The 26,272-nt window shown below is 60.3% G+C and carries 22 protein-coding genes; 8 read left to right on the forward strand and 14 right to left on the reverse strand.

The window, feature by feature from the left end; all coding sequences use genetic code 11:
• Window positions 1–71: 71 nt before the first annotated feature.
• The 8 genes from ACYZTZ_RS27640 to ACYZTZ_RS27675 form a co-directional block, all read right to left on the reverse strand.
• The gene (locus ACYZTZ_RS27640; RefSeq protein WP_462000254.1) at window positions 72–968 is read right to left on the reverse strand and encodes a peptidoglycan DD-metalloendopeptidase family protein; all 897 of its coding nucleotides are present in this window, start codon (window positions 966–968) and stop codon (window positions 72–74) included.
• A 221-nt stretch (window positions 969–1,189) separates the two neighbouring features.
• Window positions 1,190–2,140: a response regulator gene (locus ACYZTZ_RS27645; RefSeq protein ID WP_462000255.1), complete on the reverse strand. Its 951-nt coding sequence runs from the start codon at window positions 2,138–2,140 to the stop codon at window positions 1,190–1,192.
• Between the two features lie 167 nt (window positions 2,141–2,307).
• On the reverse strand, window positions 2,308–3,069 hold the full coding sequence (phoU, locus tag ACYZTZ_RS27650) for a phosphate signaling complex protein PhoU (RefSeq protein ID WP_008150055.1): 762 nt from the start codon (window positions 3,067–3,069) through the stop codon (window positions 2,308–2,310).
• Between the two features lie 71 nt (window positions 3,070–3,140).
• Window positions 3,141–3,974, reverse strand: coding sequence for a phosphate ABC transporter ATP-binding protein PstB (pstB, locus tag ACYZTZ_RS27655; RefSeq protein WP_033059285.1), 834 nt, complete (start codon window positions 3,972–3,974; stop codon window positions 3,141–3,143).
• An 83-nt stretch (window positions 3,975–4,057) separates the two neighbouring features.
• Window positions 4,058–5,728: a phosphate ABC transporter permease PstA gene (gene pstA / locus ACYZTZ_RS27660; protein ID WP_462000256.1), complete on the reverse strand. Its 1,671-nt coding sequence runs from the start codon at window positions 5,726–5,728 to the stop codon at window positions 4,058–4,060.
• A gap of 15 nt (window positions 5,729–5,743) precedes the next feature.
• Window positions 5,744–8,026, reverse strand: a complete 2,283-nt coding sequence (locus ACYZTZ_RS27665) for an ABC transporter permease subunit (protein WP_462000257.1) — start codon at window positions 8,024–8,026, stop codon at window positions 5,744–5,746.
• A 230-nt stretch (window positions 8,027–8,256) separates the two neighbouring features.
• Entirely contained in the window at window positions 8,257–9,258 is a 1,002-nt protein-coding gene (locus ACYZTZ_RS27670; RefSeq protein ID WP_046044995.1) for a phosphate ABC transporter substrate-binding protein PstS, read from the reverse strand.
• Window positions 9,259–9,490: 232 nt separating this feature from the next.
• Window positions 9,491–10,789 (reverse strand): MFS transporter, encoded by a 1,299-nt coding sequence (locus tag ACYZTZ_RS27675; protein WP_462000258.1) that lies wholly within the window; start codon window positions 10,787–10,789, stop codon window positions 9,491–9,493.
• A 364-nt stretch (window positions 10,790–11,153) separates the two neighbouring features.
• On the opposite strand from ACYZTZ_RS27675, the gene ACYZTZ_RS27680 reads away from it, so the two are divergent.
• Both ACYZTZ_RS27680 and ACYZTZ_RS27685 read left to right on the forward strand, forming a co-directional pair.
• Window positions 11,154–11,558, forward strand: coding sequence for an acyl-CoA thioesterase (locus ACYZTZ_RS27680; protein ID WP_003177184.1), 405 nt, complete (start codon window positions 11,154–11,156; stop codon window positions 11,556–11,558).
• Between the two features lie 56 nt (window positions 11,559–11,614).
• Window positions 11,615–12,514: a D-hexose-6-phosphate mutarotase gene (locus ACYZTZ_RS27685; RefSeq protein WP_462000259.1), complete on the forward strand. Its 900-nt coding sequence runs from the start codon at window positions 11,615–11,617 to the stop codon at window positions 12,512–12,514.
• Window positions 12,515–12,646: 132 nt separating this feature from the next.
• Here the strand turns inward: ACYZTZ_RS27685 and ACYZTZ_RS27690 are convergent, their stop codons facing one another.
• The 5 genes from ACYZTZ_RS27690 to ACYZTZ_RS27710 form a co-directional block, all read right to left on the reverse strand.
• The gene (locus ACYZTZ_RS27690; RefSeq protein ID WP_033059274.1) at window positions 12,647–13,183 is read right to left on the reverse strand and encodes a DUF3299 domain-containing protein; all 537 of its coding nucleotides are present in this window, start codon (window positions 13,181–13,183) and stop codon (window positions 12,647–12,649) included.
• A gap of 89 nt (window positions 13,184–13,272) precedes the next feature.
• Window positions 13,273–13,518, reverse strand: a complete 246-nt coding sequence (locus ACYZTZ_RS27695; RefSeq protein ID WP_008030708.1) for a GlsB/YeaQ/YmgE family stress response membrane protein — start codon at window positions 13,516–13,518, stop codon at window positions 13,273–13,275.
• Between the two features lie 112 nt (window positions 13,519–13,630).
• Window positions 13,631–14,713 (reverse strand): 5-(carboxyamino)imidazole ribonucleotide synthase, encoded by a 1,083-nt coding sequence (locus ACYZTZ_RS27700; protein WP_462000260.1) that lies wholly within the window; start codon window positions 14,711–14,713, stop codon window positions 13,631–13,633.
• A gap of 11 nt (window positions 14,714–14,724) precedes the next feature.
• Window positions 14,725–15,216 carry a 5-(carboxyamino)imidazole ribonucleotide mutase gene (gene purE, locus ACYZTZ_RS27705; RefSeq protein WP_046044990.1) on the reverse strand — a complete coding sequence of 164 codons (492 nt, stop codon included), beginning with the start codon at window positions 15,214–15,216 and terminating at the stop codon, window positions 14,725–14,727.
• A gap of 330 nt (window positions 15,217–15,546) precedes the next feature.
• Window positions 15,547–16,464 carry a LysR substrate-binding domain-containing protein gene (locus tag ACYZTZ_RS27710; RefSeq protein ID WP_462000261.1) on the reverse strand — a complete coding sequence of 306 codons (918 nt, stop codon included), beginning with the start codon at window positions 16,462–16,464 and terminating at the stop codon, window positions 15,547–15,549.
• A 180-nt stretch (window positions 16,465–16,644) separates the two neighbouring features.
• Here ACYZTZ_RS27710 and aspA point away from each other — a divergent pair, with 180 nt between their 5' ends.
• From aspA to ACYZTZ_RS27740, 6 genes are all read left to right on the forward strand, one after another.
• On the forward strand, window positions 16,645–18,069 hold the full coding sequence (gene aspA / locus ACYZTZ_RS27715) for an aspartate ammonia-lyase (RefSeq protein ID WP_462000262.1): 1,425 nt from the start codon (window positions 16,645–16,647) through the stop codon (window positions 18,067–18,069).
• A gap of 503 nt (window positions 18,070–18,572) precedes the next feature.
• Complete coding sequence (locus ACYZTZ_RS27720; RefSeq protein ID WP_056738602.1) at window positions 18,573–20,021, forward strand: alanine/glycine:cation symporter family protein; 1,449 nt, start codon at window positions 18,573–18,575, stop codon at window positions 20,019–20,021.
• A 99-nt stretch (window positions 20,022–20,120) separates the two neighbouring features.
• The gene (locus ACYZTZ_RS27725; protein ID WP_462000263.1) at window positions 20,121–21,125 is read left to right on the forward strand and encodes an asparaginase; all 1,005 of its coding nucleotides are present in this window, start codon (window positions 20,121–20,123) and stop codon (window positions 21,123–21,125) included.
• A gap of 164 nt (window positions 21,126–21,289) precedes the next feature.
• Window positions 21,290–22,288, forward strand: a complete 999-nt coding sequence (locus ACYZTZ_RS27730) for an AraC family transcriptional regulator (RefSeq protein ID WP_462000264.1) — start codon at window positions 21,290–21,292, stop codon at window positions 22,286–22,288.
• Between the two features lie 171 nt (window positions 22,289–22,459).
• Window positions 22,460–23,491 (forward strand): histone deacetylase family protein, encoded by a 1,032-nt coding sequence (locus ACYZTZ_RS27735; protein WP_046044984.1) that lies wholly within the window; start codon window positions 22,460–22,462, stop codon window positions 23,489–23,491.
• 12 nt (window positions 23,492–23,503) lie between these two features.
• Window positions 23,504–24,619, forward strand: coding sequence for a polyamine ABC transporter substrate-binding protein (locus ACYZTZ_RS27740; RefSeq protein ID WP_462000265.1), 1,116 nt, complete (start codon window positions 23,504–23,506; stop codon window positions 24,617–24,619).
• A gap of 15 nt (window positions 24,620–24,634) precedes the next feature.
• On the opposite strand, the gene pdxR is transcribed toward ACYZTZ_RS27740, so the two are convergent.
• The gene (pdxR, locus tag ACYZTZ_RS27745) at window positions 24,635–26,185 is read right to left on the reverse strand and encodes a MocR-like pyridoxine biosynthesis transcription factor PdxR (protein WP_462000266.1); all 1,551 of its coding nucleotides are present in this window, start codon (window positions 26,183–26,185) and stop codon (window positions 24,635–24,637) included.
• Window positions 26,186–26,272: the final 87 nt, after the last annotated feature.

A 26,272-nucleotide genomic window follows, 5' to 3' on the forward strand; every position in this document is an offset into this window, starting at 1 on the left:
CGGCAGCTCCTACATGGGATTGCGATACACCAGTAGGAGCTGCCGCAGGCTGCGATCTTTTGACTTTGGTTTCACTGCTTGCCCAACGCAAAGTTGGGCAACGCGCCCACCGGTTGATTGAACTGGTACGGGATCGACACCAGCCCCAACCCGGTATTGCGCTGCACCACGAAATGCAGGTGCGGCCCGCTGCTGTTGCCGGTATTGCCCGACAAGGCCAGTGGACTCCCCACCGACACCCGTTGCCCCTCGCGAACGCTCACCGAACCTTGCTTTAGGTGCAGATACACGCCCATCGTCCCGTCATCGTGCAGCACCCGCACGAAATTACCCGATGGATCGTTGCCGCGCCCGGTCTGGGCATTCTCGGTTTTCACCACCACACCGCCACGTGCCGCGATGATCTGCGTGCCTTCGGGCATGGCGATGTCCATGGCGTAGCGGTTCTTTGGACCGAAGTGGCTGTATTGACCGTTGGCGCCCTGACTCAGCCGAAACGGTCCGCCACGCCACGGCAGCGGGTACCGATAGGCCTGGGCGGCCCCTGAGGGGTCGCCCAGGGAGTATTCAAATTTGGGGACATACGCGAGCGGACTTTCGGGTTGCGTGGCCGTGAGCAGCGCCAGACGAATACTGCTGCGTGCCGGCATCACCCGGCGGATCGGTCGGCTCGGCGCACCACTGACGTTCTTCAGCCCGCCGAAGCTCAATTCGATTTCTACCGGCGCATACAAGTCATTGCGCACGTAAACGCTGTCCACGCCCTTCTTCTTCGTGATGACGAGGTACACCTGACGCTCTAGATTCTCGACCATGCGATCACGAAAAACGAACACCTTGGAGCCCGTCGTGGGGCGGTCGCTGTAGGAGACCACGCCATTGGCGTCGGTGGACTTGTAGATCGTCATGGCCATCGCCGAGGCGGATGCCATGAAAAGACCACAAAAAAACAGCAGGCGCGCGAGCATGGGCAAGATTCTGTCGAGTAAGGCCTGGGTAGGAGCCTAGCAGCTGCAATGGACCCGGGTAGTCGGCAGATGTTTCAAAATGGGCCGTTCAGCGGATGTGTGGTGAGTTCGAAGAACTCATCGCGAGCAAGCTCGCTCCCACAAGGGAACGCATTCCAATGTGGGAGCAGCCGGTCGACGCTCGATTGCTCGCGATGGCGGCCTAACAGACGATACCGAACTTAAGCGCCGGGTACGAAATGCTTCTGCGCCGTACCACGTGCTATCAATCGGGAGATGTAATCGAGCTTCTGCGCGTCCTGATCAACAAAGCGGAAGGTCAGTTGCAACCAGTCGCTGTCGGGCTTCGGCTCGTGGGCGACGATGGCGTGCAGGTAGCCGTTCAGACGGGCGGTTTCGGCGTTATCGCCCTGCTCCAGGTCGAGCACGGCGCTGTCGAGCACTTGCGGCAGGGCGTCGGTACGCTTCACCACCAGCAGTGCTTCCTTGAGACTCAAGGCCTTGATCACACATTGCTGAATGCCGTTCGGCAGACGCAGCTGGCCCTGACCACGACCGCCCGTTGGCGCTGCGGAGGACGCTGGAGGCTTGATCGGCGGGCTGTTGAGCAGACCGCGAGACGGAGCAGCCGCCGGGGCCGGCGCGGCGGCGACAGGTTTGGCGAACGGGTTGACCGGCGCCGCAGCAGGCGCGACCACAGCAGCCTTGCCTCCGGTCAATGCGCTCAGGGAATCGTTGCCGAACGCCGAGTTCATTTTGGTCGGCGCGCTGTTCATCAAGGTGTCGAGCTTGCCGACCTTGTTCAGGGCCTGCTTGACCTTGGTCAGCAGTTGCTCGTTGGTGAACGGCTTGCTGACGTAACCGGATACCCCGGCCTGGATCGCCTGGACGACGTTCTCTTTATCGCCACGGCTGGTCACCATCACGAACGGCATGGTCTTGAGGTTGTCCTGCTCGCGGCACCAGGTCAGCAGTTCCAGGCCGGACATTTCCGGCATTTCCCAGTCGCACAGGACCAGGTCGAACGCTTCCCGTGCCAGCAAGGCCTGAGCCTTTTTGCCGTTGACCGCGTCTTCGATCCGGATACCCGGGAAGTAGTTGCGCAAGCACTTCTTCACCAGGTCACGAATGAACGACGCGTCGTCCACGACCAACACACTGACCTTACTCATCCATCACCCCTTTAAAAAATCCCGGCAAGCATACCGCTTTGCTGATGGCACATTGCCAAAAACCTTCAGTCACGCCGGGACTTTTCGTTCGCGGGTGCTGCTTTCGAATTCATCAACCACAAACAAAAACGCCCGGCCAAAAGGCCGGGCGCTTTTCTCAGGCAATCTTACTTATCGTCAGCTTTGCCCGGAACATTAGCGGTTTCACCACTTGTGCCTTCAACTTCTTCTTTCATGCGCTTGAGGCCCAGGTGCCGCACGTCGGTGCCGCGCACCAGGTAAATCACCAGCTCCGAGATATTGCGTGCGTGGTCGCCGATCCGTTCCAGCGAACGCAGCACCCAAATGATGCTCAAGACCCGCGAGATAGAGCGCGGGTCTTCCATCATGTAGGTGGCGAGCTCGCGCAGTGCGGTTTTGTATTCGCGGTCGATGATCTTGTCGTACTGGGCCACCGACAACGCCAGGTCGGCGTCGAAGCGGGCAAAGGCGTCCAGTGCATCGCGAACCATGTTGCGGACCTGGTCGCCGATGTGGCGAACCTCGACGTAACCCCGCGGGGCTTCGCCTTCTTCGCACAACTGGATGGCGCGACGGGCGATCTTGGTCGCTTCGTCACCGATACGCTCCAGGTCGATCACCGACTTGGAGATGCTGATGATCAAACGCAAGTCCGACGCCGCCGGCTGACGACGGGCCAGAATGCGCAGGCATTCTTCGTCGATGTTGCGTTCCATCTGGTTGATCTGGTCGTCGATCTCGCGAACCTGCTGGGCCAGGCCGGAGTCGGCCTCGATCAGCGCGGTCACCGCGTCGTTGACCTGCTTTTCCACCAGCCCGCCCATGGCCAGGAGGTGGCTGCGCACTTCCTCGAGCTCAGCGTTGAACTGCGCGGAGATGTGATGGGTAAGGCCTTCTTTACTAATCATGTTGGCGTCCTTGGAGCGTCCGGTAAGGTGCGGTGGACCGCAGCGTCAGTTCAGTGAGCAACAACAGCTTCCTAGCCGTAGCGACCCGTGATGTAGTCTTCGGTCTGCTTCTTCGCCGGATTGGTGAACAGGGTATCGGTGTCGCCGAATTCCACCAGTTTGCCCATGTACATGAACGCCGTGTAATCGGAAACCCGCGCGGCCTGTTGCATGTTGTGGGTCACGATGACGATGGTGAACTTCGATTTCAGTTCGTAGATCAGCTCTTCGACTTTCAGCGTGGAGATCGGGTCGAGTGCCGAGCACGGTTCGTCGAGCAGCAGCACTTCCGGTTCCACGGCGATGGTGCGAGCGATCACCAGACGTTGTTGCTGACCACCGGACAAGCCCAGCGCCGACTCATGCAGACGGTCTTTGACTTCGTCCCACAGTGCCGCGCCTTTCAACGCCCACTCGACGGCTTCGTCGAGGATGCGCTTCTTGTTGATGCCCTGGATGCGCAGGCCGTAAACCACGTTCTCGTAGATGGTTTTCGGGAACGGGTTGGGCTTCTGGAACACCATGCCGACGCGACGACGCAGCTCGGCCACGTCTTCGCCCTTACGGTAAATGTTGTTGCCGTAGAGGTTGATCTCGCCTTCGACACGGCAGCCATCCACCAGGTCGTTCATGCGGTTGAAGGTGCGCAGCAGCGTGGACTTGCCGCAGCCGGACGGGCCGATAAAGGCCGTCACGCGCTGTTTCGGGATGTTCATGCTGACGTCGTACAGCGCTTGTTTGTCGCCGTAGAACAGGCTCAGGCCCGGCACTTCAATGGCCACGGTTTCCTGTTCGAGACTCAGGCTCTGTTTGTCGCGACCCAGCGCCGACATGTTGATGCCGTGGGTATGTGCTTCGTGCTGCATGGGAGGCTCCCTGTGCTAACAAATTCGGTTCAGTGAGCGGCTGGCATTGAGGCCAGCAGCCCATTCAATTTTTGCGGCAGCTATCAGCTATCCAGCGCTTTGTATTTTTCGCGCAGGTGGTTACGGATATAGACGGCCGACAGGTTAAGCGTGGCGATCACCAGCACCAGCAGCAGCGCCGTGGCGTACACCAGCGGCCGCGCAGCTTCGACGTTCGGGCTCTGGAAGCCGACGTCATAAATATGGAAGCCCAGGTGCATGATCTTCTGGTCCAGGTGAAGGTACGGGTAGTTGCCGTCCAGCGGCAGCGACGGCGCCAGTTTCACCACACCTACCAGCATCAGCGGCGCCACTTCACCGGCGGCGCGAGCCACCGCGAGGATCATGCCGGTCATCATCGCCGGGCTGGCCATCGGCAGTACGATCTTCCACAAGGTTTCAGCCTTGGTTGCGCCGAGGGCCAACGAGCCTTCACGCACGGTGCGAGGGATCCGCGCCAGACCTTCTTCAGTGGCCACGATCACCACCGGCACCGCCAGCAGCGCCAGGGTCAGCGAGGCCCAGAGCAGACCCGGCGTACCGAAGGTCGGTGCCGGCAGTGCTTCAGGGAAGAACAACCGGTCAACCGAGCCGCCCAATACGTAGACGAAGAAGCCCAGACCGAACACGCCGTAAACGATGGCTGGAACACCGGCCAGGTTGTTCACGGCGATGCGGATAATCCGCGTAAGCGCGTTCTGCTTGGCGTATTCACGCAGGTAAACCGCCGCCAGCACGCCGAACGGGGTCACGATCATCGCCATGATCAACGTCATCATCACGGTGCCGAAAATCGCCGGGAAGATCCCGCCTTCGGTGTTCGCTTCACGCGGGTCATCACTGAGGAATTCCCACACCTTGCTGAAGTAGAAGCCGATCTTGGTAACGGTGCCCATCGCGTTCGGCTGGTAGGCGTGTACCACTTTACCGATGCTGATTTCGATTTCTTTGCCGTTCGCATCGCGGGCCGTGAGGCTGTCGCGGTTGAATTGGGCGTGCAGGTCATTCAGACGGGCTTCGATGTCTTGATAGCGCGCATTGAGCTCAGCGCGCTCGGATTCCATGTCAGCTTGTGCGGTAGCGTCGAGCTGGCCTGCCAACTCCAGTTTGCGGCCGTGCAGACGCACACGCTCCAGACCCGAGTTGATCGCGCCGATGTCGACCTTTTCAAGGGTCTTGAGCTGCGCGGCGAGCTTGTTGACGCGTTCCACACGCGCCTGCAACTCAGGCCACGCCGCTTCGCCTTCAGCGATGACCTTGCCGTCCTGTTTGACGTTGACCAGGTAGCCGTAGAAGTTGCCCCATTCGCGACGCTCGATAGTCATCAGCTCTGGCGGCGTCTTCTGGTTGGTCAGCCACTCGCCGACGATCCAGGTGAAGTCGTTGCCGTTCAAGTCACGGTTGCCAACCTTGATCAGCTCGCGGGTCATGAACTCCGGGCCCTGATCGGGCACCGGCAGGCCGGCGCTTTTCAGGCGCTCACGTGGCACTTCTTCTTTCTGTACCACTTCACCGATGACCAGGTGATTGGCCTGGCCCGGCACGTCGTAACTGGCGTGGATCAGGTCCGCCGGCCAGAAGTGGCCCAGACCGCGCACGGCAATCACGGCCAGCAGGCCAATGGTCATGATGACCGCGATGGACACCGCGCCACCGCTGATCCAGACGCCGGGGGCGCCGCTCTTGAACCATCCATTCAGGGAGTTCTGTTTCACAGACTTCTACCTTTCTTAAAGCGACGAGTATTTCTTGCGCAGACGCTGACGAATCAGTTCCGCGAGGGTGTTCATGACGAAGGTGAACAACAGCAGCACCAGCGCCGAGAGGAACAGCACGCGGTAGTGGCTGCCGCCGACTTCCGATTCGGGCATTTCCACCGCGACGTTGGCGGCCAGTGTGCGCAGGCCTTCGAACAGGTTCATTTCCATGACCGGGGTGTTACCGGTGGCCATCAGCACGATCATCGTTTCACCGACCGCACGGCCCATGCCGATCATCAGCGCCGAGAAGATGCCCGGGCTGGCGGTGAGGATCACCACGCGAGTCATGGTCTGCCATGGCGTGGCACCGAGGGCCAGGGAGCCAAGAGTCAGGCCACGTGGCACGCTGAACACGGCGTCTTCGGCGATGGAGTAGATGTTCGGGATCACCGCGAAGCCCATGGCCAGACCCACCACCAGTGCGTTGCGCTGGTCGTAGGTGATGCCCAGGTCGTGGGAGATCCACATGCGCATGTCGCCGCCGAAGAACCAGGTTTCCATGTACGGGCTCATGTACAGCGAGAGCCAGCCCACGAACAGGATCACCGGGATCAGGATCGCGCTTTCCCAGCCTTCCGGCACTTTCAGGCGGATCGATTCAGGCAAGCGGCTAAAGGTGAAACCCGCTACCAGAATGCCGATCGGCACGAGCATCAGCAGGCTGAAGATGCCCGGCAAGTGACCTTCCACATACGGCGCGAGGAACAGGCCGGCGAAGAAGCCGAGGATCACCGTCGGCATCGCTTCCATCAACTCGATCACCGGTTTGACCTTGCGGCGCAAGCTTGGGGCCATGAAGTATGCGGTGTAGATTGCCGCAGCGACGGCCAGCGGCGCGGCCAACAGCATGGCGTAGAACGCGGCTTTCAAGGTACCGAAGGTCAGCGGAGACAAGCTCATCTTCGGTTCGAAGTCAGTGTTGGCGGCGGTCGATTGCCAGACGTATTTAGGCTCGTCGTAGTTCTCGTACCAGACCTTGCTCCACAATGCGCTCCACGAAACTTCCGGGTGCGGATTGTCCAGCAACAGCGGCTGCACCTTACCGTTGGCCTCGACGATGATGCGGTTGGCACGCGGCGACAGACCGAAAATGCCTTGGCCTTCCACCACCTGATCGACCAGCAACGTGCGGTGAGCGGTACTGTGGAAGACGCCGAGCTTGCCGGACGCGTCGAGGGCAACGAAGCCTTTGCGACGCTCTTCGGCGGTGATTTCCACAATCGGCGCGGTGCCCATCTGGAAGGTACGAATCTGCTTCAGACGCAGCTCGCCGTCCGGGTCGCGCGCCATGAACCACTGAGCCAGACCACCCTTGGAGTCACCGAGGATCAGCGAGATGCCGCCCACCAGTTGAGTACTGGCGGTGATCTGCGCTTCGCCATCATCCAGCAGTTTGTAGCGACCGTTGAGGCTCTTGTCGCGCAGGCTGAACACGTCGGCCTGGGCGCGACCGTTAATCACGTACAGCCATTGCTGACGCGGGTCGACGAAGATGTTCTTCACCGGCTCCGTCATCTGCGGCAGATCGATGCGCTTCTGCTCATTGGTGACTTCGCCGGTCATCATGTTTTCTTCGCTGGTCAGCGACAAAACATTGAGTTGTGAACCGGTGGAGCCGACCAGCATCAGGGTCGAATCGGTTGCGTTAAGGCTGACGTGCTCCAGCGCACCGCCCGCCTCGTTCAGTGCGATCGGCGTTTCACCGTACGGGTATTCAATGGCTGGCGAGATGGTTTTCTTGCCGTCCGGGTAGCTGACTTTATAAGTGTGACGGAATACCAGTGCCTGGCCGTTGGACAAGCCCACCGCCACCAATGGATGGCCTGGTTGGTCTTCACCGATGGAGGTCACGGTAGTGCCGGCCGGAATCGACAGATCGACGCGCTTGAGTTCAGCGCCACTGTCGATATCGAAGAACAACGCCTGGCCCTTGTCGGAAACCCGCATGGCGACCTGGTTCTGTTCTTCCAGGGAGATCATCAACGGCTTGCCGGCGTCTTGCATCCAGGCGGGCGTGATGGCGTCCTTGGCGGTCAGGTCAGCGCCCTGAAACAGGGGCGCGACAACGTAAGCCAGGAAGAAGAAGATCAGCGTGATCGCGCCGAGAACGGCGAGGCCGCCCACGAGGACGTACCAGCGGGTCAGGCGATCTTTGAGCGCGCGGATGCGGCGCTTGCGTTGCAACTCAGGCGTATTGAAGTCAATTCGCTTGGGGGGATTAGTAGTCATGGTGGAATTGGCCAGATCATTCATTCGCACACCCTAGCGATCCTGTATGACAGAAAGATGACAATGCAGTGACGCAACAAATCCGCCGCCAGCGGGAACTGGCAGTGGACTGAAAATTTGGGGGTTGTAGGAGCTGTCGAGGGAACCGAGGCTGCGATCTTTTGATCTTGCGGTTAGAGGCCAGATCAAAAGATCGCAGCCTCGTTTCACTCGACAGCTCCTACAGAGTCCGGGTTTATCCCGGACTCAAGGTTTTACTTTTTTGCGACTTCAGCGCCGCCTTCCTGCAGACCCAGGTCAGCCAGTGCTTTTGCAGCAACCTTGGCCGGCAGTGGGATGTAGCCGTCTTTCACTACAACTTCCTGGCCCTGTTTGGACAGAACCAGCTTCACGAACTCAGCTTCCAGCGGCGCCAGAGGTTTGTTCGGGGCTTTGTTGACGTAAACGTAGAGGAAACGCGACAGCGGGTACTTGCCGTTCAGGGCGTTTTCTTCGGTGTCTTCAATGAATTCAGTGGTGCCTTTTTTGGCCAGAGCCACAGTCTTCACGGAAGCGGTTTTGTAGCCGATGCCCGAGTAACCGATGCCGTTCAGCGAGGAGCTGATCGACTGCACGACCGAAGCCGAGCCTGGTTGTTCGTTGACGTTTGGCTTGTAGTCGCCTTTGCACAGGGCTTCTTCTTTGAAGTAGCCGTAGGTGCCGGATACCGAGTTACGACCGAACAGCTGAACCGGCTTGTTCGCCAGGTCGCCGGTCACGCCCAGGTCGCCCCAGGTTTTCACGTCGGTTTTAGCGCCGCACAGACGAGTGGACGAGAAGACTGCGTCGACTTGTTCCATGGTCAGGTGCTGGATCGGGTTGTCTTTGTGAACAAAGATAGCCAGGGCGTCTACTGCAACCGGGATAGCGGTTGGCTTGTAGCCGTACTTCTGCTCGAAGGCAGCCAGTTCGGTGTCCTTCATCTTGCGGCTCATCGGGCCCAGGTTAGAGGTGCCTTCAGTCAGCGCAGGTGGCGCAGTGGCGGAGCCAGCGGCCTGAATCTGGATGTTTACGTTCGGGTATTCTTTTTTGTAGTTCTCAGCCCACAGGGTCATGAGGTTGGCCAGGGTATCGGAGCCGACACTGGACAAGTTGCCCGACACACCAGTGGTCTTGGTGTAGCTCGGGATCGACGGGTCAACAGCGGCGAACGCGTTGGCAGTCGCAACGCCAGCAGCGACAAAAGTCATTGCCGCCATCAAACGCTTCAGTTTCATGCCTTACTCCTAGCAGATAGGTGTGTTAAGTCGGGGCCAAGTATCAGCAGGCCGTGTGAACACTCTATGGCTGAAATATGACAATTGGATGAAAGGCCAGCATTCGATCTTTTGCAGGATGATTCGCGTCGCCTTCATCGCGAGCAGGCTCGCTCCCACAGTGGTCCGCGTTCAACCTGTGGGAGCGAGCCTGCTCGCGATGGGGCCAGTGCAGTCGATACAAAGGGTCGGCTTAGCGACCTTTCTTCCAGAGATACGCGCCCACCAGAACCCCGACCCCACAAATAATCGCCACGTAATAGGCTGGCCCCATCGGGCTTTCCTTCAGCAGCAGCGTAACGACCATAGGGGTCAGGCCGCCGAAGATGGCGTAGGCCAGGTTGTAGGAGAACGACAGCCCGCTGAAGCGCACCACCGCCGGGAAGGCTTTGACCATCACATACGGCACTGCACCGATGGTGCCGACCAGCAAGCCGGTCACGGCGTACATCGGGAACAGCCAGTCCGGGTGGTTGAACAGGCTGTGGTAGAAGGTCCACGAACTGATCAGCAACGCGGCACTGCCGAACACGAAGACACGACCCGCGCCGAAGCGGTCAGCCAGTGCACCGGAGGCGACGCAGCCCAGGCTCAGAAACACGATCGCCAGGCTGTTGGCCTGCAATGCGGTGGTTGGCGAGAAGTGGTAGACGGTCTGCAGCACGGTCGGGGTCATCAGGATGACCACGATGATGCCGGCGGACAGCAGCCAGGTCAGCAGCATGGAAATCAGGATCGCCCCGCGATGGTCGCGCAACACCGCGCGCAGCGGCACTTCTTCTGCCAGTGCCTTGCGCAGTTGCAGCTCGGCGAATACCGGCGTCTCGTGCAACCAGCGGCGCAGGTAAACCGAGAACAGGCCGAACACGCCACCCAGCAGGAACGGAATCCGCCATGCGTAATCCGACACTTCGACCGGGGTGTAAATGCTGTTGATCGCGGTGGCGACCAGCGAGCCCAGCAGGATACCGGCCGTCAGGCCGCAGGTCAGGGTGCCGCAGGCGTAGCCGATGTGCCGCTGCGGCACGTGTTCGGAAACGAATACCCACGCGCCCGGCACTTCACCGCCAATCGCCGCGCCCTGAATCACCCGCATCAGCAGCAACAGGATCGGCGCCCACATGCCGATCTGTGCATAAGTCGGCAGCAAACCCATGATCAGGGTCGGCACCGCCATCATGAAAATGCTCAGGGTGAACATCTTCTTGCGTCCCAGCAGGTCGCCGAAGTGCGCCATGACGATACCGCCCAGCGGACGCGCCAGGTAACCGGCGGCAAAGATCCCGAAGGTCTGCATCAAGCGCAGCCACTCGGGCATGTCGGCCGGGAAGAACAGCTTGCCGACCACCGTGGCGAAGAACACGAAAATGATGAAGTCGTAAAACTCCAGCGCGCCGCCCAGGGCAGACAGCGATAACGTCTTGTAGTCGTTGCGAGTCAGCGGACGTGCGGACTGGGTTGGCTGCGCGATGCTCGAAGGCGCTGTGGTCATGGCAAGGCTTCTCTTATAGTCGGATCTGCAACCCCAACAACGCTGGCTGAGGCTTGGGCAGGTCCGGCACGATAGCAAATTGTTCGAAAAAGCACATAGAGGTGCGTATTTGACGGTCGAAATGAGAACCGGACGGTCGTCTCGGAGTCTACCGACCGATATACTCGCAATCCTGCACCTGCTTGTAAGGGGTTGCTGTGCGAAAACGTCGTTGGCAGCCGTCAGCCGATTTCGCAGAGTTTCCCTTTAGGCGCCTTACGAAAAACGTGACGAACGTAGTATGTTCGGGGCTGAATCGTTTTTCCTTGAGACGGCTATTCACCTGAAGTACCAATGAGAGTCACGGGTCAGAGGCACCCCCGGCATGATAGAGCTCGAACAAGAAGATCCAATCCCGCAAGGCGACCTTGCCCTGCAAATTACCGCGCTTCCTCGCGAAACCAACGGCTTTGGCGATATTTTCGGCGGTTGGCTGGTGTCGCAGATGGATTTGGCCGGCACCGCAATGGCCAGCAAAGTCGCGGGTGGCCGCGTGGCTACGGTTGCGATCGACCGCATGGCGTTTCTGGTTCCGGTAGCGGTGGGCGCTCAGCTCTCCTTCTATACCCAGGCGCTGGAAATCGGCCGCAGCTCGATTCAGATGATGGTCGAAGTCTGGAGTGACGATCCGCTGTCCAGTGAATGGCGTAAAGTGACTGAAGCCGTGTTTGTGTTCGTCGCCATCGACGGCAGCGGCCGCACCCGTTCGGTTCCGCCGAGAGCTCGTTAAACACTGCGACTTTTCTGCGGTCCATTGCAGTCATTGTTCCTGATCGAGAGTTGCCCATGAGTACGCCCAACGTTGAAGCCGTGAAACTGGATGAACTGAACTGCTGGCGCATCCGCCACGGTCAGGCCGAATTGCTGGTTGCCCAGCAGGGCGCGCACATCCTCAGTTATCAAGTGGCCGGGCAACCGCCGCTGATCTGGCTCAACGACGAGGCCGTGTTCAAGACTGGCAAGAGCATCCGCGCCGGGGTTCCGGTGTGCTGGCCGTGGTTCGGCAATCTGCCGCGCAACCCGCAGAGCGTTCAGGCGATGCGTGTCAGCAACGAAGCGCCGACCGCCCACGGGCTGGTAAGAGCGATGGACTGGGAACTGGGCGGCATTGAAACCGAGGGCGAAAGCCTCAAGGTGGAGTTTGTTCTGCCTTACCCTGAAGGCGGCTTGCCAGGCTGGCCGCATCAGTTGGATTTGAAGCTGAGCATTCGTCTGGATGAGCAACTGCACATCAGCCTGACCAGCCATAACCAGGGCGCTGACACAGTCACCATCAGCCAGGCGCTGCACAGCTATTTCGCGGTCAGCGATGTACGCGAAGTGCATGTCGAAGGGCTGGATGGCTTGAGTTACATCGAAACTCTGGACGACTGGAAAACCGTCACTCAGACCGGCGATCTGCGTTTTGCCGGCGAGACCGATCGTATCTATCTCAATACCCCGGCGAAGCTGAGCATTGTCGATCCGGCCTGGGAACGACGCATCGAGCTGACCAGCAGCGGTTCACGCTCGGCGGTGATCTGGAATCCGTGGATTGATCGCGCTGCGGCGTTCAGCGACATGGCCGACGATGGCTGGCAGCGCATGCTGTGCATTGAAACGGCGAACGTGATGAATGATGTGGTGACGCTGGCACCGGGTGCGAGCCATACCCTCGGCGTCAGCATCGGTAGCAAATCCCTGTAACACCGTAAAACCAATGTGGGAGCGGGCTTGCTCGCGAAGGCGGTGTGACAGTCAACGATGATGTTGAATGTTATGGCCTCTTCGCGAGCAAGCCCGCTCCCACATTTGGTTTGTGCCAGGCTGACTGACGCGTTACAAATCCGACTCTTTAACTACCCGCACTTTCGCCGCATCCAGCGCATACGCCGCATCAGCCAGGTCGTTGTTGACCTTCTCGACCTTCAGCGTGCCGGTCACCCACAGCGGCGTGTAGATGTCATTCAGCTTCAAACCTTTCGGATAACGCACCAACACCAATTGATTAGGTGGCGGCGGCGGCACATGGATGCAGGCGCCCGGATACGGCACGAGGAAGAACAGCGTGCTGCGGCCCTGGGCGTCGGATTCCAGCGGCACCGGATAACCACCGATGCGGATGTTCTTGTCGTTCATCGACGGCACGGTTTTGGTCGAATACATCACCGCCGGCAAACCCTTGCTCTGCTTCATGCCACCCTTTTTGGTAAAGGTGCCATTGGCTTCGGGTGAGTTGTGGTCGATTTCAGGCATGGCCTCGAGGGCTTTCTGGTCCGACTTTGGCATCAATTCGAGCCAGTCGGTTTCCGGCAATTCGCCGGCATGGGCGAGGCCCGAGCCCAGTAAAAGGAAAGTCAGTAAAAGACGGCGCATGGAGGTGCTCGGTAAAGGAGAGGACGGTGCAACGCCGAGCATTCTAGCCCTCTCTGCGTGCGGCGCAGAGGGGGCTTTGTCGCTTTGGATCAGTTCTTTTTGATCAAACCGTAGATCACCAGCAACACCACCGCGCCAACCAGCGCACCGATGAAGCCTGCACCTTGACCGGCCTGGTAGATGCCCAGAGCCTGGCCGCCGTAAGTGGCCGCCAGCGAACCGCCGATACCGAGCAGGATGGTCATGATCCAGCCCATGCTGTCATCGCCCGGTTTCAGGAACCGTGCCAGCAGGCCGACGATCAAGCCGATAAAGATGGTTCCGATAATTCCCATGGCATTTCCCTCTGATTGAATGGCAATGCCCAAAGCCTAGTCAGACTTTGGCATCCTGCCATGAGAGAACGGCGGCCCCTGAATGGTTCCGCCGCTGCCACATGAAACTATTTTACTCGGCGATGAGCGCTTCGACCTTGAGGATCTGTGCCGCCAGCGTATCGCGGTCTGCACAGCGCAGGTTGGCGTGCCCGACCTTGCGACCGGCCTTGAACGCCTTGCCGTAGTGGTGCAGGTGGCAATCGGCAATCGCGATCACCTTCTCAACCGGCGGTACAACGCCGATGAAGTTGAGCATCGCGCTCTCGCCGACCTTGGCCGTCGAACCCAGCGGCAGACCGGCAATGGCCCGCAGGTGGTTTTCGAACTGGCTGCACTCGGCACCTTCAGTGGTCCAGTGACCCGAGTTATGCACACGCGGGGCGATCTCGTTGGCCTTGAGGCCACCGTCGACTTCAAAGAACTCGAACGCCATCACGCCGACGTAATTCAGCTGCTTGAGCACACGGCTGGAATAGTCTTCCGCCAAGGCTTGCAGCGGGTGGTCGGTGCTGGCCACGGACAACTTGAGGATGCCGCTGTCGTGGGTGTTGTGAACCAGCGGATAGAACCTTGTTTCGCCATCGCGAGCGCGCACGGCGATCAACGACACTTCGCCGGTGAACGGCACGAAACCTTCCAGCAGGCAGGCCACGCTGCCCAATTCGGCGAACGTACCGGCCACGTCTTCAGGCTTGCGCAGGACCTTCTGGCCCTTGCCGTCGTAACCCAGGGTGCGGGTTTTCAGCACGGCCGGCAGACCGATGGAAGCCACGGCAGCGTCCAGATCGGCTTGCGATTGAATGTCGGCGAACGCCGGGGTGGGAATCCCCAGGTCCTTGAACATGCTCTTCTCGAACCAGCGATCACGGGCGATGCGCAGGGCTTCGGCGCTCGGGTAGACCGGGACGAATTGCGACAGGAAGGCCACGGTTTCGGCCGGGACGCTTTCGAATTCGAAAGTCACCAGATCGACTTCATCGGCCAGCTGACGCAGGTGATCCTGATCGCCGTAATCGGCCCGCAGGTGTTCGCCCAACGCGGCTGCGCAAGCATCCGGCGCGGGGTCCAGGAAAGCGAAGTTCATGCCCAGCGGAGTGCCCGCCAGCGCCAACATGCGACCCAACTGGCCGCCACCGATTACACCGATCTTCATCGTCAACAACCTCAGGCGATGCGTGGGTCTGGATTTTCCAGGACGCTGTCTGTCTGCTCAGCGCGGAATTTTTTCAGCACCGCGTGGAACTGCGGGCGTTTGGCGCCGAGGATGCTCGCCGAGAGCAGCGCGGCGTTGATCGCGCCAGCCTTGCCGATGGCCAGGGTGGCGACCGGAATGCCCGCGGGCATCTGCACGATAGACAGCAGCGAATCGACGCCCGAGAGCATCGACGACTGCACCGGCACGCCCAGCACCGGCAGGTGGGTCTTGGCTGCACACATGCCTGGCAAGTGGGCTGCGCCGCCAGCACCGGCGATAATCACCTCGATGCCACGCGCCTCAGCCTCTTCGGCGTACTGGAACAGCAGGTCCGGGGTGCGGTGGGCAGAGACCACTTTCACCTCGTAAGGAATGCCGAGCTTTTCCAGCATATCGGCGGTGTGGCTAAGGGTGGACCAATCGGACTTGGAGCCCATGATCACGCCAACCAGTGCACTCATCGTCGTGCCTCTTCTCTCTGGGCGCCCGCAGGCGCGTCAAAAAACAACAAGCCACGCAAAATGCGTGGCTTGATTGTACGAATTATGGCCGGACGAACCGGCCGAAGGCCGCGCAGTATACCTCAATGAAGCAGATAAACAGCCCCCATAGCGACCATCTGTCATTCGGCGCAAAGTACCGGTTTTATTGACTTGAAGGTCAATCAATTACACCACCAACCCCTGTGGGAGCGAGCTTGCTCGCGATGGCGTCGGGACAGTCACCATTGATGTTGAATGTTAGTCCGCTATCGCGAGCAAGCTCGCTCCCACATTTGATCTTCAGTGGTCTCAGGAACCCGTTGTACCTTGCGCGGCGCCGCCTTCCAGCTTGCGCCACAACAACCGCACGTTCGCCTTGCGCACCAGCGCGCAGCGATACAGACGAATCTCCAGCGGTACATGCCATTGCGGGCCACCGCAAACCACCAACTCACCGCGCGCCAGTTCGGCCCGCACGCTGAGCCGCGGAACCCAGGCAATGCCCAATCCTTCCAGCGCCATGCTTTTGAGGCTGTCGGCCATGGCCGTCTCATAGATGGTGGTGAAGCGCAGCGCACGCTGGCGCAGCAGCATGTTCACCGAACGCCCGAGAAATGCACCGGCGCTGTAGGCGAGCAGCGGGACGCTGCCTTCGCCTTCCAGATCGAACAGCGGCTTGCCCTCGGTGTCCGCCGCGCAGACCGGGAGCATTTCAGTGTCGCCAAGGTGCAGCGACGGGAAAATCTCCGGGTCCATCTGCATCGCGGCATCCGGGTCGTAGAACGCCAGCATCAGATCGCAGCCGCCTTCGCGCAGGGCATGCACCGCATCACCGACGTTGGTTGCCACCAGGCGCGTCGCGATGTTCAGGCCTTCATTACGCAACTGCGCGATCCAGCGCGGGAAGAAACCCAGCGCCAAGGAGTGAGCAGCGGCAACCTGCATCACTTCACCCTGCCCGCCTTCCAGATGATGAAGGTGACGTAACACTTCACCGAGCTGCTCGACCACCGTTCGCGCGGTGACCAGAAACAACTGCCCCGCCGCCGTCAGCTCGATCGGCGTGCGCGAACGGTTGACCAGTTGCAGGCCGAGCGCGGCTTCGAGGCTGCGGATTCGCCGGCTGAACGCTGGCTGCGTCACGAAGCGTCGTTCGGCAGCCTGGGAGAAGCTGCGGGTGGCAGCCAGAGCACTAAAGTCCTCCAGCCATTTACTTTCAAGGTTCATCACGCCCTCCCGGACACGCACCAATTTAGGTCACACGCTCGCCGCACACGCGGCGTCACACGGGCATTATGCCGAATGTGCATAGGCTAGTGTTTAACAGCATTGGCCCAAAATTCTCCACAAGCCTAGCATTTGCAGTGTTCCGGCACAGACCGGGTCCATATCGAGATGATTTCTATCATGTCCTCCGCTGCATCTTTCCGCACAGAAAAAGACCTGCTTGGCGTACTCGAAGTACCTGCTCAAGCGTATTACGGCATCCAGACCCTGCGAGCGGTGAACAACTTCCGTCTCTCCGGCGTTCCGATTTCGCATTACCCGAAGCTGGTTGTCGGCCTGGCGATGGTCAAACAGGCCGCCGCTGACGCCAACCGCGAACTGGGTCACCTGAGCGAAGCCAAGCACGCTGCCATCAGCGAAGCCTGTGCACGTTTGATCCGCGGCGATTTCCACGAAGAGTTCGTGGTGGACATGATTCAAGGCGGCGCTGGCACTTCAACCAACATGAATGCCAACGAAGTCATCGCCAACATCGCGCTGGAGGCCATGGGTCACCAGAAGGGCGAATACCAATACCTGCACCCGAACAACGACGTGAACATGGCGCAGTCGACCAACGACGCCTATCCGACCGCGATCCGTCTGGGTCTGCTGCTGGGTCACGACGCGCTGCTGGCCAGCCTCGACAGCCTGATCCAGGCGTTCGCTGCCAAGGGTGTTGAGTTCAGCCACGTCCTGAAGATGGGCCGTACCCAGCTGCAAGACGCCGTGCCAATGACCCTGGGTCAAGAATTCCGTGCCTTCGCCACCACCTTGAGCGAAGACCTGGCACGTCTGAAAACACTGGCACCTGAACTGCTGACCGAAGTGAACCTGGGCGGCACCGCGATCGGTACCGGCATCAACGCCGACCCGCGTTACCAGCTTCTGGCCGTTCAGCGTCTGGCGCTGATCAGCGGTCAACCGCTGGTTCCAGCCGCCGACCTGATCGAAGCCACCTCCGACATGGGTGCCTTCGTGCTGTTCTCCGGCATGCTCAAGCGCACCGCGGTCAAGCTGTCGAAGATCTGCAACGACCTGCGCCTGCTGTCCAGCGGCCCACGCACCGGCATCAACGAAATCAACCTGCCAGGGCGTCAGCCAGGCAGCTCGATCATGCCTGGCAAGGTCAACCCGGTTATCCCGGAAGCGGTTAACCAGGTGGCGTTCCAGATCATCGGCAACGACCTGGCCCTGACCATCGCGGCCGAAGGCGGCCAGTTGCAACTGAACGTGATGGAGCCGCTGATCGCGTTCAAGATCTTCGACTCGATCCGCCTGCTGCAACGCGCCATGGACATGCTGCGCGAGCACTGCATCGTCGGCATCACCGCCAACGAAGAGCGTTGCCGTGAACTGGTCGAGCACTCGATCGGTCTGGTCACCGCGCTGAACCCGTACATCGGCTATGAAAACGCCACCCGCATCGCGCGTATCGCCCTCGAAAGCGGCCGCGGCGTGCTGGAACTGGTGCGCGAAGAAGGCTTGCTCGACGACGAAATGCTCGCCGACATCCTGCGCCCGGAAAACATGATTGCTCCGCGTCTGGTGCCTCTGAAGGCTTAACCGAACGCAACACCGGCGCTTGCTCTTTTAACGAAGAGCACGAAGCGCCACGCTCACCAGGTCGAGGGACTAGACACCTCTCACCTTTTGAGGGCTTGGGGATTTATTCCCCAAGCCCTTTTTTTTAACTCTTTTGCGGATAGCGAATATGTCTTACACCGCAAAGATCGCAGCCTTCGGCAGCTCCTACTGGATTTGATGTACACCCTGTAGGAGCTGCCGAAGGCTGCGATCTTTTGATCCTGGCAGCACCTCGTTTCGATGCTTGCACCACAATCGTGCAGACGGACGGCACGCTCATCGGTATAGTGCCGCCCCTCTTCGCGTGAGCGGTCGTCGGTAACGAGGCCCAAACCCATGCGAAACCCGAACTAATAACAAACCCGCAATATGAAATCGGGACGAACCTTCGCCTCACCTGTTTTGCCGCGCGCAATCCGGTGTAACGCGATGTTTCTGACCGCCCAGCATTTGCCTACACAAAAAACAGCGAGGAAAAATCCATGCTCGAAGTCATTAACGACTTCCTCTCAGGGAAAGTACTGATCGTGCTCATTGTCGGGCTCGGTAGCTACTTCACGATCCGCTCGCGTTTCGTTCAATTGCGCCACTTCTTCCACATGTTTGCGGTGTTCCGCGACAGCCTGAAAAGCAGCGCCGGCCAACTCAGTTCGTTCCAGGCCTTGATGCTCAGCCTCGCCGGCCGCGTCGGTGCGGGTAACATCGCCGGTGTCGGTATCGCCGTGACCCTGGGTGGTCCGGGTGCGGTGTTCTGGATGTGGGTGACCGCGCTGGTCGGCATGTCCAGCAGCTTCTTCGAATGCTCCCTCGGCCAGCTCTACAAGCGTTGCGACTCCGACGGCACATACCGTGGCGGCCCGTCCTACTACATCCAGCACGGCCTGCAGAAACGCTGGCTGGGCATGATCATGGCGTTCCTGCTGCTGATCACCTTCGGCTTCGCCTTCAACGGCCTGCAATCCCACGCCGTGACCCACTCGCTGAACAACGCTTTCGGCCTCGACACCACTTACACCGGCCTGGCCTTGGCGGTGTTGCTGGGTCTGGTGTTCATCGGTGGGATCAAGCGCATCGCCAAGGTCGCTGACCTGTTGGTGCCGGTGAAAACCCTGGTGTACATCGGCGTGACCCTCTACGTGATCGTGCTGCAATTCGACCACGTGCCGGGCATGTTGATGACCATCGTCAAAAGCGCCTTCGGTCTCGACCAAGCCTTCGGCGGCCTGATCGGCAGCGCCATCGTCATGGGCGTGAAGCGCGGCGTGTTCGCCAACGAAGCAGGCCTGGGCAGTGCGCCAAACGTGGCCGCAGTCGCGTCGGTCGAGCACCCGGTGGCACAAGGTGTGGTTCAGGCGTTCAGCGTGTTCCTCGACACCTTCGTGATCTGCACCTGCACCGCGTTGCTGATCCTGCTCTCGGGCTTCTACACCCCGGGCTTCGAAGGCGACGGCATTGCCCTGACCCAGAACTCCCTGGCCGCCGTGGTCGGTGACTGGGGCCGGAGTTTCATCTCCGTGGCCCTGTCGTTGTTCGTGTTCACCTCGATCCTCTACAACTACTACCTGGGCGAGAGCAACCTGCGTTTCCTGATCGGTGAAAACCGCAAGGCGCTGATCGGCTACCGCGCGCTGGTATTGGTGCTGATCTTCTGGGGTGCGATCGAAAACCTGGGCACGGTGTTCGCCTTCGCGGACATCACCATGACGATGCTGGCGTTTGTGAACCTGATCGCGCTGTTCCTGCTGTTCAAAGTCGGCATGCGCATCCTGCGTGACTACGATGACCAGCGCGCGGCCGGCATCAAGACGCCCGTGTTCGATTCGAGCAAATTCCCGGATCTGGACCTGGACCTGAAAGCCTGGCCAGCCAATCCACCAGCGGCCACCAAGGCTGAAGCCGAGCCGCAAGGCGTACCCGCAGCGCAACGCTGATCGGTAAAAAACCGGGCGCATCCCCCGCGCCCGGCGTGACACAGCGTGCGGTCAGCGTCATGCTCGACCGCATGCTGTCATCGTTCTCGGAGAACCCCCATGAATTCCTCGACCTACCCTGCCGCCCAGCACGTCATGGTGCTCTACACCGGTGGCACCATCGGTATGCAAGCCAGCGCTCATGGCCTGGCCCCGGCGTCCGGTTTCGAAGCCCGGATGCGCGAGTATCTGCACAGCCAGCCTGACCTTGTCGTACCGCAATGGCGCTTTCGCGAGATGTCGCCGCTGATCGACAGCGCCAACATGAGCCCGGCTTACTGGCAGCAACTGCGTGAAGCGGTGGTCGACGCCGTCGATGTCCAGGGCTGCGACAGCGTGCTGATCCTGCATGGCACCGACACCCTCGCCTACAGCGCTGCGGCCATGAGTTTTCAGCTGCTCGGCCTGCATGCTCGCGTGGTGTTCACCGGTTCCATGCTGCCGGCCGGCGTGACCGACAGCGATGCCTGGGAAAACCTCAGCGGCGCGCTGGTTGCCCTCGGCCAAGGCCTTGCGCCGGGCGTTCATCTGTACTTCCACGGCGAACTGCTGGACCCGACCCGTTGCGCGAAGGTGCGCAGTTTTGGTCGTCATCCGTTCAAGCGTCTTGAGCGTCAGGGTGGCGGTGAGAAGGCTTCTTCAATACCGGCGTCGCTGACCTACAACCAGCCCAAGCAACTGGCGAAAGTCGCTGTGCTGCCGCTGTTCCCCGGCATCGGCGCCGAGATACTGGACGGCCTGCTCGACAGTGGCATTCAGGGCCTGGTGCTGGAGTGCTACGGCAGCGGCACCGGACCGAGCGACAATCCAGAATTCCTCGCCAGCCTGGAACGGGCGCGGGACAAGGGTGTTGTGGTAGTCGCGGTTACGCAATGCCATGAAGGTGGCGTCGAGCTGGATGTTTACGAGGCTGGCAGTCGGTTGCGCGGCGTGGGCGTGCTGTCGGGTGGTGGCATGACCCGTGAAGCGGCTTTCGGCAAGTTGCATGGGTTGCTCGGTGCCGGGCTCGATACCGCTGAAGTACGACGCCTTGTAGAACTCGACCTCTGCGGCGAACTCATCTGACACCACAACAATCCCTGTGGGAGCGGGCTTGCTCGCGAATGCGGTGTAGCAGTCACATAGATGTTGGATGTGCTGCTGCCTTCGCGAGCAAGCCCGCTCCCACAGGTTCATCTCTCGGCATATAACTTGCTGCGTTCCAGCCATTCCACGGCTGGAAGCCACCCATGCTCCACTCCCACCTCACCACCCTCAACGCTGTCTCCCTGGTGCTCAACGCCTTCAAGGCCGAGGGCTTGTCCAGCGAAGCGCTGCTGGCCGGCAGCGGCATCAGCGCGGCGGATCTGAGCCGGGCGGACACGCGCATCACCACCAATCAGGAGATGCAGGTCTGCGCCAACGCCGTGGCGCTCAAGCGTGACATCGGCCTGGAACTGGGCCGGCGAATGCATGTTTCGTCCTACGGCATGCTCGGGTACGCCTTACTCACCAGCGCCACTTTAGGTGACGCCTTGCGGCTGGCACTGCACTATCCGGCGCTATTAGGAACACTGTTCGAGTTGAGCCTGGAAGAGGATAACGAGCGCATCTGGCTCACCGCTGGCGACTATCGGGAAAACCCTGCGCTGGCGCCATTCAATGTCGAGTTTTGCCTGGTTTCGATGAAGGTCACTTGCGAAGACCTGCTCGGCCAACCGTTGCCGTTGCTTGGCGCCCGCTTCGAATACCCGGCACCGGACTATCAGGCACGCTACACCGAACGTTTCGATTGCCCCTTGCAGTTCGACGCTGCGTCCAACGCCTTTGCCTTCGACAAAGCCTGGCTGGAGCACCCCCTGCCTCTGGCCGACGCCATCACCCATCAGGCCATGGCCGAACGCTGCCGCAAACAGAACACCGAGTTCACGGGTCGCCAGGTGTGGCTGGGACGAATCCGCCAGCTACTCAGCGCGCAGTTGAATGCGGTGCCCGGCCTCGAAGGTTTGGCCGAACAGATGAATTGCTCGGCGCGCACCTTGCGTCGGCACCTGAATGACCTGGGTTGCAGCTATCAGGAATTGCTTGATGAGCTGCGGTTCGAGCAGGCCAAACGCATGCTCTGCGAGGACCAACTGCCGATCTATCAAATCGCCGAGGCATTGGGTTTCAGCGAGACCGCGAGTTTCCGCCATGCGTTTGTGCGCTGGAGCGGTGTGGCGCCGAGTCAGTTCAGGCCACACGGATAGCCCCTGTGGGAGCGAGCCTGCTCTGAGGTGGGGCATGTCGCGCCAATAAGGGGCGAATTCCGGTCAATTCTTTTGGCCATATCGATCCCCTTTTGGCCTTTCCTGCCGTTCTCTCAAACGCCGCGCGCCGCAAGACTGTGTTCAACCGAATCAGCCTGCGGAGAACAAGAAATGCTGACGATCTACTCGGACGATCACCACCTGCACCACGGCCGTTGCGAATTGATGGACGGGCAACTGATGCCCTGCTTCGAAATGCCCTCGCGGGCCGACCATGTTCTGCAGCGCGTGCAGTACCGAGACCTCGGTCCGGTCGAAGCGCCGCAGGATTTCGGCCTCGACCCGATCGCGCGCATCCACAGCCGCGATTACCTCGACTTCTTCAAAGGTGCCTGGGCGCGCTGGACCGAATTCGGTACCGACGGCGACTTGCTGCCCTACACCTGGCCGGCCCGCACCCTGCGCCGGATCATCCCCACCAGCCTGCACGGCCAGCTCGGCTATTACAGCTTCGACGGCGGCGCACCGATTACCGCTGGCACCTGGCAAGCAGCGTACAGCGCGGCGCAAGTCGCATTGACCGCTCAAGCTGTCATTCAACGCGGCGCCCGCAGTGCCTTCGCTTTGTGCCGTCCACCGGGACACCACGCCGCCAGCGATTTGATGGGCGGTTACTGCTACCTCAACAACGCCGCCATCGCTGCGCAGGCGTTCCTCGATCAGGGCCATAAAAAGGTCGCGATCCTCGACGTCGACTACCACCACGGCAACGGCACTCAATCGATTTTCTATGAGCGCAGCGACGTGCTGTTCACCTCGATCCATGGTCATCCGGAAGCCGAGTTCCCGTTCTTCCTCGGCTATGAAGATGAGCTGGGTGAGGGGGCCGGCGAAGGCTTCAACTTCAACTACCCTTTGCCGGCCGGCAGCGGTTGGGACAGTTGGAGCGCTGCGCTGGAACAAGCCTGCAAAGAGATCGAAAAGTATGGCGCCGATATCGTCGTCGTATCCCTGGGCGTCGATACGTTCAAGGACGATCCGATCTCCCAGTTCAAGCTCGACAGCCCGGATTACCTGGCCATGGGCGCACGCATCGCGGGCCTCGGCAAGCCGACGCTGTTCGTGATGGAAGGCGGCTACGCGGTAGAAGAAATCGGCATCAATGCCGTGAACGTACTTGAAGGTTTTGAAAGCGCCCAATGAGGAATTAGAACAATGATCCGTCTCAAGCGTTTTATCGCGCCCGCACTCTTCCCCACAGTGCTGTGCGCCACAGTGCTCAGTGGCGCCGTTCATGCTGAAGAGCGAACGTTGCGCGTCTACAACTGGTTCGACTACATCACCCCCAAAGCGCTGGAAGACTTCAAGGCCCAGAACACCCAGACCAAACTGGTCTACGACATCTTCGATACCAACGAAGCGCTGGAGGCCAAGTTGCTGACCGGCAACTCCGGCTATGACGTGGTCGTGCCGTCCAACGTGTTCCTCGCCAAGCAGATCGAGGCCGGCGTTTTCCAGCCGCTGGACCGCAGCAAACTGCCGAACTGGAACCACCTCGATCCCAAGCTGATGAAGCTGATCGAAGCCAACGACCCGGGCAACAAATTTGCCGTGCCGTACATGTACGGGACCATCCTGATCGGCTTCAACCCGGACAAGATCAAGGCTGCACTGGGTGCCAACGCACCCGTGGACAGCTGGGACCTGATCTTCAAGGAAGAGAACATCAGCAAGCTCAAGCAGTGCGGCGTCGCGCTACTCGACTCGCCGTCGGAGATCCTTCCGCTGGCCCTGCAACACCTGGGTCTGGACCCCAACAGCAAGAAACCGGCGGACTACGACAAGGCTGAAGCGCTGTTGATGAAGATCCGTCCGTACGTCACCTACTTCCATTCTTCGAAGTACATGGCCGACATCGCCAACGGAGACATCTGCGTCGCGGTCGGTTACTCCGGCAGCTTCTCCCAGGCAGCGAACCGCGCCAAGGAAGCCAAGAACGGCGTGATCGTCGACATGCGCCTGCCGAAAGAAGGCGCGCCGATCTGGTTCGACATGCTCTCGATCCCCAAAGGCGCGAAGAACCCGGAAGACGCCTACACCTTCATCAACTACTTGTTGCAGCCGCAGGTGATAGCACCGGTCAGCGACTTCGTCGGCTACCCGAACCCGAACAAGGACGCCACAGAATTGGTCGACCCGGCGATCCGCAACAACCCGAATCTGTACCCGACCGAAACGGCGATGAGCACGCTTTACACCCTGCAACCGCTGCCCCGCGATGCCGAACGGGCACGGACCCGGGCCTGGACCAAGATCAAGTCCGGTACCTGACGGAAGTCCTCGATCTCAGGGCCGCCAGGCCTTTTGCAATCGCCCGAGCGCTGCGCTGATCGCCGCCTCGGGCACCGCCGCAAAGCCCAGCACCAGCCCGGCGCGTTGATCCACCGTGTTTTTCGAATCCGGTAGCCAATAACTGCTCAGCCCATTGATCTCGACATCGACGCTGGCGGCGGCTTCAATCAGTTCGCGTTCGCGGGCCTGAGTGTCGACCGCCACCGTCAGGTGCAGCCCTGCCGCCACACTCGGCAAGCTACCAACCCCAGGAATGTCCGAGGGCCAGTTGGCCAGAAGCGTATTGCGGCGACTCAACGCAGCCCGGCGCATGCGGCGGATATGCCGCTGGAAATGCCCGGCCGCCATGAACTCGGCCATGACGGCCTGGGTGCTCACCTCGGAGTGGCGCACATCGACCGCGCGACGCTGGGCGAAAGCGTCCACCAATGCCGGTGGCAGCACCAGATAGCCCAGGCGCAATGCCGGGAAAGCCACTTTGCCGAACGTGCCGACGTAGAGCACCCGCCCGTGACGATCAAGCGCAGCCAGTGGTGCCAGTGGCGCGCCGCTGTAACGATACTCGCCATCGTAATCATCCTCGACGATCCAACCCTCGGTTCGCTCGGCCCAGGCCAACAACTCCAGCCGCCGCGCCAGACTCATCACCACCCCGGTCGGGTATTGATGCGACGGCGTGACATAGGCCAATCGACAATCGTTAAGCCCGTTCAATTCGGTGCAGTCGATGCCCTCGCTGTCCACCGCCACCCCATGCAATCGCCCACCGGCCACGGCGAACGCATGACCCGCCGCCCGATACCCCGGATTCTCGATCGCCACGCCATCGCCCGGCTCTACCAGCAGCTGTGCACAAAGGCTAATCCCCTGCTGTGCGCCACTGGTGATCACTATTTGCTCAGCCGTGCACTGCATCCCCCGGGAGCTGCGCAAATACGCGGCAATCAGACCGCGCAAGCGCGCATCGCCTGCCGGATCGCCGTAACACAGCTGCTGGAGATCCGGTTTGCGCCAGAAAGCCGCATTCAGCTTGGCCCAGACCTCGAAAGGGAACAGATCAAAGGCCGGAACACCCACGCGAAATGCGCGGGGCGGACCGACGGGAGGCAGGGCCAAATGATTCCTTTCAACCCGCCCCAATGCGCCGCTGTGGATAACTTTGCTGGATGAAACCACAGGTAAATCCAGCCAATTTGTGGATAAGGCTGTGGGTAACCCTGTTGACAACCCTGTGGATACTTTTGTGGATAGTTTTTTCACCGGCAACACTGATTGAGGCAGTTGCGCGACATACGTTCCGTCACCCACACGCCCTTCAATAAAGCCCTCGGCGTAGAGCTGATCGTAGGCCCGGACCACGCTGTTTCGGGAAATCGACAACGCCGCCGCCAGATCGCGACTGGCGGGTAATCGCGTCCCACTGGCCAGACGACCGTCGAGCACTCGCACCCGCAAGGCCTGATAGAGCTGACGACTCAAACCCTGACGGCGATCGAGTTCGATACCCGCCGGGTTGAATGACAAGGACAGTGGCTCGCTGGTCATGGCAATGGACCTATGAAATTGGTCATTAATGGCTCTTACAACAGACCATTAGCCTGCCTAGGATGCAGGCATTCGCCAAGGAAAATC

This window comes from Pseudomonas sp. LB3P58 (assembly GCF_054897895.1).